Origin of the sequence: Streptomyces tagetis (assembly GCF_018069565.1) — a bacterium.
Lineage (GTDB): Bacteria > Actinomycetota > Actinomycetes > Streptomycetales > Streptomycetaceae > Streptomyces > Streptomyces tagetis.
Genome location: NZ_JAGPNL010000001.1, coordinates 1221489 through 1236730, shown reverse-complemented (window position 1 = coordinate 1236730; position 15242 = coordinate 1221489). Strand labels below are relative to the sequence as shown.

Below are 15242 nucleotides of genomic sequence, written 5' to 3'. Positions count from 1 at the left end.
GGGAGCACTGGACGCGCGGACCCACAGCCGAAACCTAAGCCGTAGGTTTACGCTTCGTACGGTAGTTTCTACACTGTAGGTTTGACAAGGAGCAGGCTGCGGAGAGGGAGTGGATGTGGCCAGACGCACCCAGGGCGTGTCGGCGGGGCTCGACCGGGGGCGGATCGCCGCCGCGGCCGTCGCACTGATCGACCGCGACGGCCTGGAGGTCTTCGGCGTACGGCGGCTCGCGCAGGAACTGGGCGTCGACCCGATGTCGATCTACCACCACGTCAAGGGCAAGGCGGCGTTGCTGGACGCGGTCTCCGAGGCGGTGCTCGCCGAGGTGGCGGCCGTCCCGGACGACGACACGTCCCCCGGCTGGGAGGAGATCGCCCGCCGGACGGCGCACGAGTACCGGGCGATGGCCTACCGGCACCCCAGGATCTTCCCGCTGCTGGTGACCCGCGCCCAGACCTCGGCGGTGGCCGTCTCCGCCCTGGAACGGCTGGTCACCGCCATGCGGGCGGCCGGAGTGCCCGACCAGGCCGTCGCGGACGCGCCCATGGTCCTGTTCGGCTTCCTCAACGGGCACCTGCTGGCGCGCACCATCGAGGAGCCCGGCGCCGTGCCCGCGTTCGACGCCGCCGTGTACCCGGCCATGGCCGCCCTCACCCCCCTGATGACCGACTTCGGCTCGACGGCGGAGTTCGACCGGATGCTCGGCACCGTGCTCGACGGGATCAGGAGGCGGGCGGCGCCGGACCGCCCGTAGGGCCCTTCTTCCGGATCGTGCCGCCGGTCACCGCGGCCGGTCGTCCGTGAGCAGGCGCCAGGCGGTGAGGGCCAGACCCGCGCGCAGGAGTCCGGAGGGTTCGGTGAGGTCGAAGCCGAGCGCCTTCCCGATCTGGTCGAGGCGCCGGGCGACGCTGCTGTGGTGCAGGTGGAGGCGTTCGGCGGCCCGGCGCAGGGAGCCCGTGGCGCAGTAGGCGTCCAGGGTGTCCAGGTCCTCCCGGCTCTCGGCCAGGCGGCCGATCGCGGCGACGTCGGCGTTGTCCCGCACGAGGTCCGGCGGCACGTGGGCCAGGAGTGCCAGGGCCCCCAGGTCGCCGTAGTGGACGGCGGGCCGGCGCGGGGTGGTGAAGCGCAGCGCCGTGCGGGCCTGCTGCCAGGAGCGGTCGGGGCTCTCCGCCGCGCCGATGCCCGCCCGTACGCCTTCCGGGAAGGCGGCCCGGTCCACGGTCGTGGCCAGGATGACGCCCACGTCGGCCAGTGGTGCCGCCTTCACCGGACGGGCCGGGCAGATCAGCGCGCAGACCTGGTCGAGGGGGAGGCGGGAGTGCACGGCGACGACGTGGACCGGCCGGTCGGCGAAGAACCCGAGGAGCCTGAGCGCCCTGGCACGGGCCGCCTCGTCGCTGCCGGAGCTGACGACCAGTTCGACGAGGGAGGGGTCGGCCATGGTGGTACGGGCCGGTCCGTACCGTTCGACGACGGCCGCGGCGGCGATGGCGAGCCGGTCCAGGAGCACCTCGTCCAGCGGGCTGGGCCGTCCGGGGCGTTCGAGCCAGACGGTGCCGATCTCCTCGTCGTCGAGGGTGATCGGCGCCGTGCTGGACGGGGGCCGTGCCTCCCCGGGGGCGTCCCGCCCGTCGGGGCCGAGCCGGGTGACCCGGCCCGTGCCGTGCAGCCGGATTCCGACGACGCACGCCGCGAGGCCCGCCGAGGAGCGGGCCAGCGCCGGCAGATCGACCCGCCGGCGCATCAGGGTGTCGTAGAAGGTGACGACACGGATCGCGCCCTGGACGTGGGAGTCCAGGTCCGACAGCCGTTCGGACATTGCCTGCATCCGAGGAGCATAAGGCCGAAAGGCCGCGGGCAGGAGGGCGCCGACCGGCGCGCGATACGCCGCGGATGACCGACAGTTGGCGGATGGTCCCGGCGCGCGGGGCCGTGAGAATGACCGGCATGAATCCCGAGCTCGAAGCATTCGTCCCGCTCATCCCGCACACCGACCTGACCGATCCGGTCGCCGATCGCGGGAACTACGCGGCGCGGGCCGCAGCCGCCCCGGAGCCGGACACCACCGGACTGGAGATCGAGGACCGCACCGTGGCCGCCGGTGCGGACGTGCCGGTGCGGATCTACCGCCCGCACCAGGCGCGGGGCGCCATCGTCTGGCTGCACGGCGGATCGTGGGTCATGGGCGATCTGGACACCGAGCATCCGTGGGCCGCCCGGCTCGCGGCGCTCTCCGGCGCGGTGGTGATCTCGGTCGGTTACCGGCTCGCCCCCGAGCACCCGTTCCCGGCCGCCTTCGACGACGCGTACGCCGTCCTGGTCTGGGCGGCCGGGCACGCCGCCGAACTGGGCGTCGACCCGGAGCGGATCGCCGTCGGGGGGCACAGCGCCGGTGCGGCCATCGCGGCCTCGCTGACGCTTCGGGCCCGGGACGAGAACGGCCCGGCAATCTGCTTCCAACTGCTCAACCAGCCGGGATTGGACGACCGGCGGGAGAAGTGGTCGACGGGGCCGCTGATCGAGACGATCGGTGGCGGACACGAGCACGCGGCGGCGGCGTGGCGGCACTGCCTGGGCTCCGCGACGGCCACGCCGTACGCCGCTCCGGCCCGCGCCGACGACCTGGCCGGTCTGCCTCCGGCCTTCATCGCCAGCGCCGAGTTCTGCCCGTACCGCGACGTCGACATCACCTATGCGATGCGGCTGCTGCGGGCGGGCGTCCCGGTCGAGCTGCACCAGTGGCCGGGCACGTTCCACGGGTCGCTGGCGATCCTGTCCGCCGAGGTCTCCCAGCGGCAGTTCACGGAACTCGGCGCCGTGCTGCGCCGCGCCCTGGCGGAATGAGTGGCCCCCTCCGGCCGGTCCCGTGCCGGGCGCCGCGGCGGTGACCGTGCCGTCCGGCCCCGTGCCCGCGAGGAAGCCGAGACCCCCGGGTCACCGCGCGACCGACCCCGACGGACGGACGCGCCCGGCGTGAGCGCCGGTGTGTCCGCGCACGACGAGCCGGACGAGAGAAGAGGGCCATGACCACCACCGACCCCGCACCGGCGGGGCAGCACGCCGAGGACACCTCACCGCCCCGCTCCGCCGCCGCGCCGGGACCGGGCCTGGCCCCACTGCTCCGCCCCCACGCCGGGCCCTTCGCGCTCGTCGTGCTCCTCCAGGTCGTCGGCGCCGTGGCAGGGCTCGCACCGCTCCTCGCGGTGGTCGAGCTGGGCCGTACGCTGCTGTCGCCGGGGCCGCCCGACCGCGGCCACGTCTGGGCCACGGTGGCGGTGGGCGCGGCCGGGCTCTTCGTCCAGCTCGTGCTCACGGCCGCCTCGCAGGGCGTCGGGCACCTGGTCGACGGCCGCGTGCAGCTCTCCTTCCGCCGTCAACTGGCCGCGCGCCTCGGGCAAGTGCCGCTCGACTGGCTCTCCCGGCGTCGGACGGGCGAGCTGGCCCGGCTGGTGGGCGAGGACGTGAGCGCCGTCCACCCGTTCATCGCCCACGCTCCGGGCGAGCTGGTCTCCGCGTTCGTGGTGCCGCTGGTGTCGCTCGCGTACCTGTTCGCCGTCGACTGGCGGCTCACGCTGATCACGCTGGCCCCGGTCGCGCTCGCCGTGGCGGTGGTCCCCCTGATGATGACTCCGGTGCGGCTGCGCGAGCAGCGTGAACTCGACGCCGCCATGGGCCGGATCACCGGTTCCGTCATCGAGTTCGTCCAGGGCATCTCGGTGGTGAAGGCGTACGGCGGGTCCGCGCGCGCCCATCGCCGGTTCCTCACGGCCACCGACGCCTTCGTCTCCACCTTCGACCGGTGGGTGCACGGTCTGTCCCGCCCGGCGGCGGCCATGCAACTGGTGCTCTCACCGCCGTTCGTCCTCCTCGTCGTGCTGACCGCGGGCACGGTCCTCATCACGGACGGCGGACTCGACCCGGCCGATCTGCTGCCCTTCCTGCTGCTCGGCCTCGGCCTGACCGCCCCCGTGGCGGCGCTCGGCCACGGCTTCGACGACCTCCAGGCCGCCGGGCGCGCGGTCGGCCGCATCCGCGAGGTGCTCGCCGTGCCCCCGCTGCCGCAGCCCGCGCGCCCGGACCTCCCGCGCGGACACCGGGTGGAACTGCGCGACGTCCACTTCCGCTACGACGGAGAACGCGAGGTGCTGCGCGGCGTCGACCTCGTCCTCGAACCGGGGACCGTCACCGCGCTCGTCGGACCCTCCGGAAGCGGGAAGTCGACGCTGGCGCGGCTGCTGCTGCGGTTCGCCGACCCGACGCGCGGTTCCGTGCTGCTCGGCGGTGCCGACCTGCGCCGGGTGGCGGGCCCGGAGCTGTACCGGACCGTGTCGTGCGTCTTCCAGGACGTACGGCTGCTGCGCGCGTCGGTCGCGGAGAACATCGCGCTCGCGGTGCCGCGCGCCGACCACGCCGCCGTCGTACGCGCCGCCCGGCTGGCCGGGGTCCACGAACGGATTCTCCGGCTCCCCCGCGGCTACGCGTCGGTGATCGGGGAGGACGCGGGGCTCTCCGGCGGTGAGGCCCAGCGGATCGCGCTCGCACGGACGTTGCTCGCCGACACCCCCGTCCTCGTGCTCGACGAGGCGACCTCCTTCGCCGACCCGGAGACCGAACTGGCCGTCCGCCGGGCCCTGTCCTCGCTGGAGGGGAAGCGTACGGTCCTGGTCATCGCCCACCGGCGGGAGACCGTCGCCGACGCGGACCTCGCCGTGATGCTGGCCGACGGCGTGGTCGTCGAACAGGGCCCGCCCGCCGAACTGCTCGCCCGGGGCGGCGAGTTCGCCCACTTCTGGGAGGCACATGGCCCGGCGCCGGCCGACGGCACGGACCCCGGCCGAAGGGAACGGTCATGAGGGCGCACGGGCTGGTCGATCCGACGGAGATGTACCTGCGGACCATCGTCGAACTGGAGGAGGACGGGGTGGTGCCGCTGCGCGCGCGGATCGCCGAACGGCTCGGGCAGAGCGGGCCGACCGTCTCCCAGACCGTGGCCCGGATGCAGCGCGACGGCCTGGTGCTGGTGGCGCGTGACCGGCGGCTGGTGCTGACCGGGCCGGGCCGCGGACAGGCCGTCCGCGTGATGCGCAGGCACCGCCTGGCCGAGTGCTTCCTCGCCGACGTGATCGGGCTGCGCTGGGAGGACGTGCACATCGAGGCATCCCGGTGGCAGCACGTGATGTCCGACGCGGTGGCGGGGCGGCTGACGGAACTCCTGGGCCACCCCGCGACCTGCCCGCACGGCAGCCCCATCCCCACGGAGGGCGGGGGCGGCACCGGCACCGGCCCCGGCCCTGCCCTTGTCCCCTTCCCTGTCCTGACCCTGACCGGCGCGGCCACCCCGGTGGAGACCACGGTCACGGTCGTCCGCATCGGCGAACCCCTCCAGAACGACCCCTCGGTCCTCCTGCGGCTCGCCCGCGCCGGCATCCGGCCCCGTCACGAGATCGCGGTGACGGCCGGCGAGAACGCGGTGCGCGTGCGGGGCCACGAGCCGGCCACGATCCCCCACGGACTCGGTGACCACATCTTCGTGGAACCCCGGACCGGAACGCCACGAGGAGGCGACCTCGCATGATCCGCACGCTGCTGCGCGTCCTCGGCACCGAACACGCCGGGCCGGTACGCCGCACCCTCGCCCTGATGACGGCGACCGCGGTCGTCGAGGGGCTCTCCTACGCCCTGCTGGTCCCCGTGCTGCGGGCCCTGTTCGGCGGCACACCGCAGGACGCCCGGCCCTGGCTGGCCGCCTTCGGGGCGGCGGTCGCGGTCTACGCGGTACTGCGCTTCCTCGGCGACCTGTCCGGGTTCCGTACCGGGACCGCGCTGCTGCGCGGCATGTACCACCGGCTCGGCGATCACCTGGCCCGGCTGCCCCTCGGCTGGTTCAGCGCGGGCCGTGTGGGCGAGGTGTCCACCCTGGCGGGGCAGGGCGTCCTCCAGGCGATGGGGGTGATCGCCCATCTGCTCGCCCCGTTCGTCTCCGCCCTGGTCACCCCCCTGACGATCGTCGTGGTGATGCTCGCGTACGACTGGCGGCTGGGCCTCGTCGCGCTGGCGGCCGTACCGCTGGTGGCGGTGGTCCAGTTGTGGGCGGCGCGCTGGACGGCCGCGGCCGACGAGGAGCGGCACGTCAACGACGAGGAAGCCACCGGGCGCGTCGTCGAGTACCTCCAGGCCCAGCCGGTCCTGCGGGCAGGCGGCCGGACCACCGAACGCTTCCGCCTCCTCGACGACGCGCTGCGGGAGGTCCGGCGCACGTCCCGGCGCGCGACGCTGGCCGCGCTGCCGGGCGCGGTCTCCCTGACGCTCGTGGTGCAGGCGATGTTCACCGGGGTGCTCGTGCTCGGTGCCCATCTCGCCCTCGGCGCGAGGATCGGCACGGCGGAGCTCCTGGCGCTCCTGGTGCTCGCCGCGCGCTCTGCGGACCCGTTGCTCTCGCTCACGGAGATCGCCGGACGCCTGCGCGGGGCCCGGCTCGAACTGGCTCGGCTCGACGAGCTGTTGGCCACCGAACCGCTGCCGGAGCCCGGGGAGCCGGTCCTGCCGGCCCGCCACGACCTGGAGTTCGACTCGGTCTCCTTCCGGCACGGGGACCGCACCGTGATCGACCGCCTGTCGCTCGCCGTGCCGCAGGGCCGGCGGCTCGCCGTGGTCGGCCCGTCGGGGGCGGGGAAGAGCACCCTGTTGCAGTTGCTCGCCCGGTTCCACGACGTGGACGCGGGCGCGGTGCGCCTCGGCGGTGTCGACGTCCGCGCGATCAGCACGGAAGCACTGCTCGCCCGGACGGCCATCGTCTTCCAGGACGTCTTCCTCTTCGACGGCACGATCGAGGAGAACATCCGGCTCGGCCGTCCCGACGCCGACGAGGCGGAGGTACGGGCGGCGGCGTCGGCGGCCCGCCTCGACGAGGTGATCGCGCGACTGCCCGGCGGCTGGGCCGCCCACGTCGGGGAGGGCGGGGCCCGGCTCTCGGGAGGTGAGCGCCAACGGGTCTCGATCGCACGGGCGTTGCTGAAGGACGCCCCCGTCGTCCTCCTCGACGAGGTGACCTCCGCGCTGGACCCGGGGAACGAGGCGGCGGTGCACGAGGGCATCGAGCGGCTGACGGCGGGCCGGACGGTGATCATGGTCGCGCACCGGATGCGGACGGTCCAACGCGCGCACCGCGTCGCCTTCCTGGACCACGGCCGGATCGTGGAGCACGGCAGCCACGACGAACTCCTGCGGCAGGGCGGCCGGTACGCCCGCTTCTGGGCCCTCGCCACGGTCCCGGCGACGGGCCCGGCCACGGGACCGGCCCCGGGCTCGGCACCGGGCCCGGCGCCGGAGGCAGACCTCCGGTGAGGCGGTGACGGGGTCGGCGGACTCGGCGGCGGACCTCCGTACCGCCCTCCCGGGCGCCGGGGCGCGGGGGTGCCGGGGCGCGGGGCGCCCTGCCCCGGGAACGACCGTGGGCCGGTTCCGGAATCCTCCGGAACCGGCCCCGGTCCGTGGCGCTCGCCGGCCTCAGGGCAGCGTGTCGTAGACGTAGTGCTCGCTGGAGACCCACCCCAGCATCCGTCTCGGCGTGTCGCCGGCGGCCGCGGGAGGCCCGAGCTGATCGTCGATCCTGATGCCCAGGTACGGGTCGGCCGGCGCGGTCATGTCCGGTGCGTAGACACGGCCGTCGTAGCGCTCGATCCGGGCCTCCCAGATCCGGTCCACGTTGCAGTGGTGCAGGTAGAAGACCGGGTCGTTGGGGGAACTCATCGGGACCATGTCGCCGCCCACCCACATGTGGACCTGGTTGTGCATCCAGGGGCGTGACGCCGGGAGCCAGCCCTCGACCCGGCTGCGGAAGCCGTCCGAGTCGACGTCGTAGGTGAGGGTGTCGTACCCGTCCTCCGGCTTGGGGTGGGGACCGGACGGCCGGTAGGTGAGCGCGGCCTTCATGTCCCCGCTGGTCGGCAGGGTCGGCCAGCCGTCCGGCTCGCTCCGTCCGAAGTCGCGTACCAGACCCCGGGGTCGGTCGGGCTGGGACGGGTTCCCGGCGGCGTCGGTCTCGATGTGGACGCTGAAGGTATTCGGGTCGTTCGCGTGGAAGGCGAACGGGCCGCTGGACACCGGGTCGCCCTGCCCGCCCATGCACCCGGGCCGCCAGACCGGCGCGTCGAACGGCGAGCCGCTGTCGCCGTCCGCCGTCCAGTCCCAGTACGGCAGCGCGAAGGCGGAGTCATTGAGCACGAACCGGAGGTTCGCCTCGAAGAGGTTGAGCATCCGCCGGTGCCACGGCAGGAAGGTCGGCCCGCGGTGGGCCTGATTGCGGCGCATCGGGTCGCCGCCCGGCGGAATCGCGCTGTCGCCCGTCAGGATGTGCCAGAGGACGAAGATGTCGTAGAGACTGATCGGCTCCATGGGGCCGGGAATGTTGAATTCGCTGGTGTACCGGCCTGAGGGGCGTTGCTTGAGCAGGCCCACACCGCGCACGTAGTCGTTCAGTGACTTCTGGTCGCGCAGGACGTTCTTCCGGGTCACGGGGGCCATCTCAGGTGCCTCCCCGGAAGTCGCCGGGATAGGTGGAGACCAGGACCCGGACCGCGTCCAGCGCCGAGGCGAACCGGTGGTAGGGCAGGCCGGGGCTGGACACCATGCCGCTGTCGTCCACGTGCAGCCGGGCCGTCACCGGCCGGCCGTCCACGACGACCTCGTACGTGGTGGTGACCATGATCTCGTGGCCCTCGTGCCGGGCCGTACTGACGGACGGGGCCGGGGCCGGCGGAGTCTCGCCGCGCGGCCGGACCGATTCGGCCAGTTCGCTTCCCAGGCTTTCGGTCGCGGCGACGGCCTCGGTCTTCTCCGGGCCGGTGGCTGATGCCATGACGGGCCTCCTCGTGGGGGGGGATCGGAGGAGGGCGTGAGATGTGAACGCCCCTTCCTTTCCACCTTCCGAGGTCCGGCTCCACCTGTCCATTTTTCGGAACTCTGTTTGAACAGTCAGCCTTTCCCGCCCACACGCCCGGTACGGGCGGGCACCGATCGAGCGGCCACCATCCCGAACCCGGCGAATTTAGGTTAGGTTACCCTTACCTAACTTCTTGCCTCCCGAGGTTCTCATGACGCTGCTCTCCCCGCCGCCCATCCTGGAAAGAAACGATTCCGCGACCGACCGGGCGGTCCCCCGCCCCTTCCTTCTCACGACGAGCGTGTACGAGCCGGAGCGGGCGATCAGTTGGCCGCCGCACCGGCACGCGGAGCACGAACTGCTCTGGTCCGACCGAGGCGTCGTGACCATGTTCGCCGACGGCCGGCAGTGGACGGTGACGCCGGGGGTCGGCTTGTGGGTGCCCGCCGGCATGGAGCACGAGGGCTCGACACGCGATCACACCGAGGTACGCGCGACGTACTTCGCCCCCGACTCCTGGCGGAAGACGTGGGACCGCCCCGTCGCCGTCAGCGTCATCCCCGCGGTGCGGCAGTTGCTCATGCACCTCAAGTACGCGCCGATGACCGCCGAGCAGCGCATGCGCGCCCAGCAGGTCTGCATCGACATGCTGGAGATCACCGAGTCGACCCAGCTCGACGTCCCGCTTCCCCGGGACAGGCGACTGGCGCCCCTCGTCGAGAGCGTCCTGCGAGACCCCGCCGACGACCGTTCCCTGGAGCAGTGGGCGGTGCTGCTGAACATGACCTCCCGCACCCTCACCCGTGCCTTCGCCGCCGAGGTGGCGATGAGCTTCGCCCGTTGGCGACGACTCGTCCGCATGCGGGCCGCCCTCGGCCAACTCGCCGACGGATCGAGCGTCAAGGTCGTCGCCCGGCGCGTCGGCTACGGCTCCACGAGCGCGTTCGTCGCGGCGTTCCGCAAGACGGTCGGCCACACACCCGGTGACCTCGCCGGCCGCCTGTGAGCGACAGGACGGGAAGCGCTCCCGCGCTGTCCTGAACGAGACATCGTCTGTCCGCCCGCCTCGGCGGGATCACCGTAGCGTCGAACGCGAATGCCCGGCGATCACCCTCGCCCGCAGATTCGGCCCGATCTGGAGTACCCATCCGATGATGTCCGTCCCGACACGCTCCGTCGAGGGGGTCGACGCACGACCCCCACGGGGCCTCGCCGGCAGCAACGCCTCCCGCACGCTCGTGCTCTTCGTCATCCTCGCCGTGCTGGCGGTCGTCACCGTGCTCAGTGTCGTCATCGGATCGCGCGACATCGCCTTCTCCGTGGTCTGGCAGGCGGTGTTCTCCCCCGCCGACGTCGAGGACCATTTCGTGATCCGCGATCTGCGCATCCCCCGCACGGTGATCGCGATCGTCGTCGGCTCGTCGCTCGGCGTCGCCGGCGGGCTGATCCAGGCACTCACCCGCAACCCGCTCGCCGATCCGGGCATCCTGGGCGTCAACTCGGGTGCCGCCTTCGCCGTCGCCCTGGGAATCGGCTCGTTCGGGGTCGCGTCGATCTCCGGATACGTGTGGTTCGCGTTCGCCGGCGCCCTGATCGTGACGATCGCGGTCTATGCCATCGGAGCCGCCGGCCGGGGCGGTGCGGACCCACTGCGCCTCGTCCTGGCGGGCGTCGCCCTCGGTGCGGTGCTCAGCGGTCTCACCAGCGCCCTGACGCTCCTCGATCCCCAGGCATTCGACAAGATGCGCAACTGGGGGGCCGGTTCCGTCGTCGGACGGAGCCTGGACCTGGTGTGGCCCGTACTCCCCTTCCTCGCCGCGGGCCTCGTGATCGCCCTCCTCACGGCGCGGCCGTTGAACGCCATCGCGCTGGGCGAGGACATGGCCGCCGCGCTCGGCGCGAACGTCCTGCGCACCCGCGTCCTCGTGATCATCGCCGTGACGCTGCTGGCCGGCGGCGCCACCGCGATAGCCGGCCCGATCGGCTTCGTCGGCCTCATGGTGCCGCACGTCGCACGGTGGATGGTCGGCCCCGACCAGCGCTGGATTCTCGTCTACACGCTCGCCCTGTCCCCGGTGCTGCTGCTCGTCGCGGACATCACCGGCCGGATCGTGATGCGGCCGGCGGAGATTCCCGTAGGGATCGTCACCGCGCTGGTGGGCGCTCCGGTACTGATCGTGCTGATCCGCCGGAGGAAGGTGAGCGGCCTGTGAACGTCTCGTCTCCCCGCCCCTCCACGGCGCCGACCGCCCGGGTGGACTTCGGGCGCCGGGTGCTGCGCCGGAACGCGCGCGGCGTATGGCTCCGCTTCGACGTCCGCGCCGTCGCGGTGAGCCTCGTCCTCGTGATCGTCTGCCTGGCCATCGGAGTGCTGGGGCTCGTGAGCGGGGAGTATCCGCTGACCCTCTCGCAGGTCGGGCACGCGCTCTTCTCCGGGGTGGACGACTTCACCCGCACCGTCGTCGTCGAGTGGCGGATGCCGCGCACCCTCGCCGCGATCACCTTCGGTGCCGGCCTCGGGGCGAGCGGAGCCGTCTTCCAGTCCCTGACGCGCAATCCGCTGGCCAGTCCCGACATCCTCGGCTTCTCGGCAGGCGCCTACACGGGCGCGCTCGTCGTGATCATCGTTCTCGGGGGCACCTATCTCGACGTCGCGGCCGGCGCGCTGATCGGCGGCGTCGCGGCGGCGGCGGTCGTCTACCTCCTCGCCTTCAAACACGGGGTGCAGGGCTTCCGGCTCATCATCGTGGGCATCGCGGTCTCGGCGACGCTGGGCTCGCTGAACACCTGGCTGACGCTCACCGCCGACCTCGACACCGCGCTGGTGGCCGCGGTCTGGGGCGCCGGTTCGCTGAACGGCATGACGTGGCAGCAGACCGGGATCGGCAGCCTCCTCGTCCTGCTCCTCCTCGCCGCGACGCTGGTGCTCTCCCGGCCGCTGCGGCAGCTCGAACTCGGCGACGACGCCGCGAAGGCGCTGGGTGTCCGCGTCGAACCCGCCCGCCTCACGCTGATGCTGCTCTCCGTCGGGCTCATCGCGGTCGTCACGGCCGCGGCCGGACCGATCTCCTTCGTGGCGCTCGCGGCGCCGCAGATCGCACGCCGCGTCACCCGTACACCGGGCGTCTCCGTGCCCGTGGCCGCGCTCATGGGGGCGGCGCTGCTCGCGGCGTCCGATCACGTCGCCCTCCACGCCCTTCCCGCGATGCTGCCGGTGGGCACGGTCACGGTGGTCATCGGCGGCGGGTACCTGATCTGGCTCCTCGTCCACGAGGCGAGGAAACGTCTGTGACCACCACGCCCCCGTTCCCGAAGGCAAGAGCATGACACTCACCGGCACCCCCAGCGTCCTGACCGCGGGTCAGGCGACGCGTCTGCGCGTCGAGCGGGCGAGCATCGGCTACGACAAGAAGATGATCTCCGAGAAGCTCACGGTCGCCATCCCCGACCGCTCCTTCACGGTGATCGTCGGACCGAACGCCTGCGGCAAGTCCACACTGCTGCGTGCGCTGTCCCGGCTGATCCGTCCGCGCGAGGGCGCCGTCCTCCTGGACGGCAAGGCCATCACGTCGTACAAGGCCAAGGAGGTCGCGCGGCGCCTCGGCCTGCTTCCGCAGACCTCGCTCGCCCCCGACGGCATCACCGTCGCGGACCTCGTCGCCCGTGGCCGCTATCCCCATCAGGGAATCATCCGGCAGTGGACGGACGCCGACGAGGAGGCCGTGCTGAACAGCATGGCCGCCACCGGCGTCACCGACCTCTCCACCCGGCTCGTCGACGAGCTGTCCGGCGGGCAGCGCCAGCGCGTATGGGTGGCGATGGTGCTCGCGCAGGAGACCCCACTGCTGCTCCTCGACGAGCCGACGACCTTCCTGGACATCGCGCACCAGATCGACCTCCTCGAACTCTTCACCGATCTGCACCTCGCCGGCAACACGCTCGTCGCGGTCCTGCACGACCTCAACCACGCCGCCCGCTACGGCACACACCTCATCGCGATGAAGGACGGCCGGATCGTCGCCGAGGGACCACCGGAGTCCGTCGTCACCGAGGAGCTGGTCGCCGAGGTCTTCGGCCTCGCCTGCCGCGTCGTACCGGACCCGGTGACGGGGACCCCGACGGTCGTCCCGCTCGGGCGCGACCGCGGCGCCACCTCGCCCGCGCGGAGTCCCGAACGCGATGCGGATCGTCCGCCTCACGTCTCCTCTCCTGCCTAGCGTGGAACGCGAGGCGCCCACGCCTCACGCACATCGTGGTCCCGTACGCGGGCCGTTCGAGCATCCCCAAGGAACGACATGCCGTCTGCACCCTCCCCCGCGCCCCGCGCAGGTCACCGACCGGCCGCGCGCCGCGGCCTCCTGCCCCTGCTCTCCGCTGTCGTGGCCATCGGCCTCCTCTCCGGATGCTCCTCCGGAGAGAGCGCGAAGGCCGCCGACAAGGGCACCTCCGCCAAGACCATCGAATTCGCGTACGAGGGCTACTCGGCCACGCTCCCGGCCGACCCGCAGCGCGTCGTCGTCCTCGACAGCCGCAGCGGGCTCGAGATGGCGCTCCTCGCCGACTACCCGATCGTGGCCACCGCCTACGGCGACGACAGCCCGCTGTCACCCTTGGTCGACAAGGACGCCGCGCATCTGAAGAACACGGCGTTCGACCTCAACCGGGAGGAGATCGCCTCCTACAACCCCGATCTCATCGTCGTCGGCTCCGGATGGTGGAACTACTACGAGGGCGAGAACTTCAAGCTCGGCGAGATCGCCCCCGTCCTCGCGGTCAACGACGGCATCGGCGTCGAAGGCGCCTCCACCGACGACCCGTTCGTCGCCATGACCGAACAGCTCACGCTGCTCGACCGCACCGACCAGGCCGACGCGGCCATCGCCGGATACGAGAAGGCGGTCAAGAGCGCACGCGAGAAGATCGGCGGCTACGCCAAGGGCAAGAGCGCGGGGGTCATCCACGCCCCCGTCGACAACTTCACCGTGATCTCCGACGAGTCGATCTACCAAGTCGTCCTCCCCGCACTCGGTTTCACGATCCACGAGAACGAGGAGATCAGCAGTGCCCCGCCGAACCAGGCGGGCACGGGCCACATGCTCAGCTACGAGAACGCCGTGAGCGCCCTGGGCGACGCGGATGTGCTCTTCGTCTACAAGGCGGAGAAGGACCTCAAGCTGGACCCGCTGCTGCGGCGCGTGCCCGCGGTCGCCGACGACCACTGGATCGACGGCAACCTCGCGGAGCGGTTCGGCTTCGCGCTGACCTACACGAGCTTCGTGAACGGCATCGTCGACGCCGTCGAGGACTTCGACGACTTCTGACACCCCCCGGGTGCGCCCCGCGTGACCGCCGGGCGCACCCGTTCCACCGGGGCGGTGCCCGCGCCGTCCCCCTACGAGGAGAACGTCATGGCCGAGGATCTTTCAGCCACCCGTCTGCCCACGGACTACGTCCCGCGCATCCATCGCGCCGAGGTGCTCGGCGTGGAGCGGTCCGGCCCGGGGATGGTGCGCGTGCGCTTCGGCGGCACCGATCTGCGCGACTACCCCACCACCGGAATCGGCGACGAGTACGTCCGGATGTTCTTCCCCGACCGGCCCGACGAGGAGGTCCGCCTCCCCCGGATCACCACGGTGCGCGGCTGGGAGTACGCCGACGGCGTGGAGCCGTCCGCCATGCGCGTCTACACCGTCCGCGGACACGCCCCCGGTGAGATCACCGTCGACTTCGTCGTCCACGACGGCGGGGTGGCCGCGGCCTGGGCACAGCAGGCCCGGCCGGGACAGGCCGTCGGCGTCAACCCGCCCTGCGGCCTCTACGAGCGGCCCGACGCCCTCACACGACAGATCCTCGTCGCCGACGAGCCGGGCCTGCCCGCCGCGCTCCGGCTCGCGGAGCTGACCGCCGACGAGGTGGAGACCGTCCTTCTCCTCGAGGTACGCGGCGCCGATCACCGCATCCGCGCCGACGTCGGGAACGTCGAGTACATCTGGCTGGACGGAAGCGGCAACGGCAACGGCGAGAGCCGGATACTCGACGCCCTGCGCGAACTCGCCCCCGGCGACGACACCTACGTCTGGGTCTCGACCGAGGGCCGCCTGAACCGCGCGGCGCGACGGTACCTGCGGCACGAGCGGAAGCTCCCGGCGCACCACTACAAGTGCGTGGCGTACTGGCAGGACCGCGCGGAGGTCTGGCGGTCACGCTACGAGGAGCTCGGCCCGGAGTTCGCGTCGAAGGTACGGGCGGTCCGCTCGGCGGCGGACCGTGACCCCGAGGAGATCGCCGACGAGATGGAGAACCTGTACGAGTCGGCCGGGCTCTGAGGCCGTACGAGTCCGCCGGCCTCTGAGGCTGCCCG

General features: G+C 72.5%; 14 protein-coding genes. 11 read left to right on the top strand and 3 right to left on the bottom strand.

The window, feature by feature from the left end:
* Positions 1-115: 115 nt before the first annotated feature.
* Positions 116-754 (top strand): TetR/AcrR family transcriptional regulator, encoded by a 639-nt coding sequence (locus tag J5Y05_RS05340; protein WP_210868585.1) that lies wholly within the window; start codon positions 116-118, stop codon positions 752-754.
* Between the two features lie 27 nt (positions 755-781).
* Here the strand turns inward: J5Y05_RS05340 and J5Y05_RS32155 are convergent, their stop codons facing one another.
* Entirely contained in the window at positions 782-1828 is a 1047-nt protein-coding gene (locus J5Y05_RS32155; protein ID WP_210868583.1) for a PucR family transcriptional regulator, read from the bottom strand.
* 119 nt (positions 1829-1947) lie between these two features.
* On the opposite strand from J5Y05_RS32155, the gene J5Y05_RS05330 reads away from it, so the two are divergent.
* From J5Y05_RS05330 to J5Y05_RS05315, 4 genes are all read left to right on the top strand, one after another.
* Entirely contained in the window at positions 1948-2844 is an 897-nt protein-coding gene (locus tag J5Y05_RS05330; protein ID WP_210868581.1) for an alpha/beta hydrolase, read from the top strand.
* Positions 2845-3023: 179 nt separating this feature from the next.
* Entirely contained in the window at positions 3024-4853 is a 1830-nt protein-coding gene (locus J5Y05_RS05325) for an ABC transporter ATP-binding protein (protein WP_210868579.1), read from the top strand.
* Positions 4850-5575: an iron-dependent transcriptional repressor DtxR gene (locus J5Y05_RS05320; RefSeq protein WP_210868577.1), complete on the top strand. Its 726-nt coding sequence runs from the start codon at positions 4850-4852 to the stop codon at positions 5573-5575. Before J5Y05_RS05325 ends, J5Y05_RS05320 begins: the two co-directional genes overlap by 4 nt.
* The gene (locus tag J5Y05_RS05315) at positions 5572-7344 is read left to right on the top strand and encodes an ABC transporter ATP-binding protein (RefSeq protein ID WP_210868575.1); all 1773 of its coding nucleotides are present in this window, start codon (positions 5572-5574) and stop codon (positions 7342-7344) included. The genes J5Y05_RS05320 and J5Y05_RS05315 overlap by 4 nt, the downstream gene beginning before the upstream one ends.
* Before the next feature lie 162 nt (positions 7345-7506).
* On the opposite strand, the gene J5Y05_RS05310 is transcribed toward J5Y05_RS05315, so the two are convergent.
* The gene (locus J5Y05_RS05310) at positions 7507-8523 is read right to left on the bottom strand and encodes a tyrosinase family protein (protein ID WP_210868572.1); all 1017 of its coding nucleotides are present in this window, start codon (positions 8521-8523) and stop codon (positions 7507-7509) included.
* A 1-nt stretch (position 8524) separates the two neighbouring features.
* Positions 8525-8857 carry a hypothetical protein gene (locus tag J5Y05_RS05305; RefSeq protein ID WP_210868570.1) on the bottom strand — a complete coding sequence of 111 codons (333 nt, stop codon included), beginning with the start codon at positions 8855-8857 and terminating at the stop codon, positions 8525-8527.
* A 217-nt stretch (positions 8858-9074) separates the two neighbouring features.
* Between J5Y05_RS05305 and J5Y05_RS05300 the strand changes: the two genes are divergently transcribed.
* The 6 genes from J5Y05_RS05300 (at position 9075) to J5Y05_RS05275 (ending at position 15207) form a co-directional block, all read left to right on the top strand.
* Positions 9075-9887, top strand: a complete 813-nt coding sequence (locus tag J5Y05_RS05300; protein WP_210868568.1) for a helix-turn-helix transcriptional regulator — start codon at positions 9075-9077, stop codon at positions 9885-9887.
* Between the two features lie 148 nt (positions 9888-10035).
* A complete protein-coding gene (locus J5Y05_RS05295) occupies positions 10036-11094 on the top strand; it encodes a FecCD family ABC transporter permease (RefSeq protein ID WP_307853707.1) in 1059 nt (352 codons plus the stop codon).
* Entirely contained in the window at positions 11091-12173 is a 1083-nt protein-coding gene (locus J5Y05_RS05290; RefSeq protein ID WP_307853706.1) for a FecCD family ABC transporter permease, read from the top strand. Before J5Y05_RS05295 ends, J5Y05_RS05290 begins: the two co-directional genes overlap by 4 nt.
* Before the next feature lie 31 nt (positions 12174-12204).
* Positions 12205-13098: an ABC transporter ATP-binding protein gene (locus J5Y05_RS05285; RefSeq protein WP_210868564.1), complete on the top strand. Its 894-nt coding sequence runs from the start codon at positions 12205-12207 to the stop codon at positions 13096-13098.
* Positions 13099-13176: 78 nt separating this feature from the next.
* Positions 13177-14202, top strand: a complete 1026-nt coding sequence (locus J5Y05_RS05280; RefSeq protein WP_210868562.1) for an ABC transporter substrate-binding protein — start codon at positions 13177-13179, stop codon at positions 14200-14202.
* Positions 14203-14289: 87 nt separating this feature from the next.
* Entirely contained in the window at positions 14290-15207 is a 918-nt protein-coding gene (locus tag J5Y05_RS05275; RefSeq protein ID WP_210868560.1) for a siderophore-interacting protein, read from the top strand.
* Positions 15208-15242 lie beyond the last annotated feature (35 nt).

Bases quoted from the DNA above. Each gene is read 5' to 3' on its own strand.
- J5Y05_RS32155 (WP_210868583.1), bottom strand. From the start codon at position 1,828: ATGCAGGCAATGTCCGAACGGCTGTCGGACCTGGACTCCCACGTCCAG.
- J5Y05_RS05330 (WP_210868581.1), top strand. From the start codon at position 1,948: ATGAATCCCGAGCTCGAAGCATTCGTCCCGCTCATCCCGCACACCGAC.
- J5Y05_RS05325 (WP_210868579.1), top strand. From the start codon at position 3,024: ATGACCACCACCGACCCCGCACCGGCGGGGCAGCACGCCGAGGACACC.
- J5Y05_RS05320 (WP_210868577.1), top strand. From the start codon at position 4,850: ATGAGGGCGCACGGGCTGGTCGATCCGACGGAGATGTACCTGCGGACC.
- J5Y05_RS05315 (WP_210868575.1), top strand. From the start codon at position 5,572: ATGATCCGCACGCTGCTGCGCGTCCTCGGCACCGAACACGCCGGGCCG.
- J5Y05_RS05310 (WP_210868572.1), bottom strand. From the start codon at position 8,523: ATGGCCCCCGTGACCCGGAAGAACGTCCTGCGCGACCAGAAGTCACTG.
- J5Y05_RS05305 (WP_210868570.1), bottom strand. From the start codon at position 8,857: ATGGCATCAGCCACCGGCCCGGAGAAGACCGAGGCCGTCGCCGCGACC.
- J5Y05_RS05295 (WP_307853707.1), top strand. From the start codon at position 10,036: ATGTCCGTCCCGACACGCTCCGTCGAGGGGGTCGACGCACGACCCCCA.
- J5Y05_RS05285 (WP_210868564.1), top strand. From the start codon at position 12,205: ATGACACTCACCGGCACCCCCAGCGTCCTGACCGCGGGTCAGGCGACG.
- J5Y05_RS05280 (WP_210868562.1), top strand. From the start codon at position 13,177: ATGCCGTCTGCACCCTCCCCCGCGCCCCGCGCAGGTCACCGACCGGCC.
- J5Y05_RS05275 (WP_210868560.1), top strand. From the start codon at position 14,290: ATGGCCGAGGATCTTTCAGCCACCCGTCTGCCCACGGACTACGTCCCG.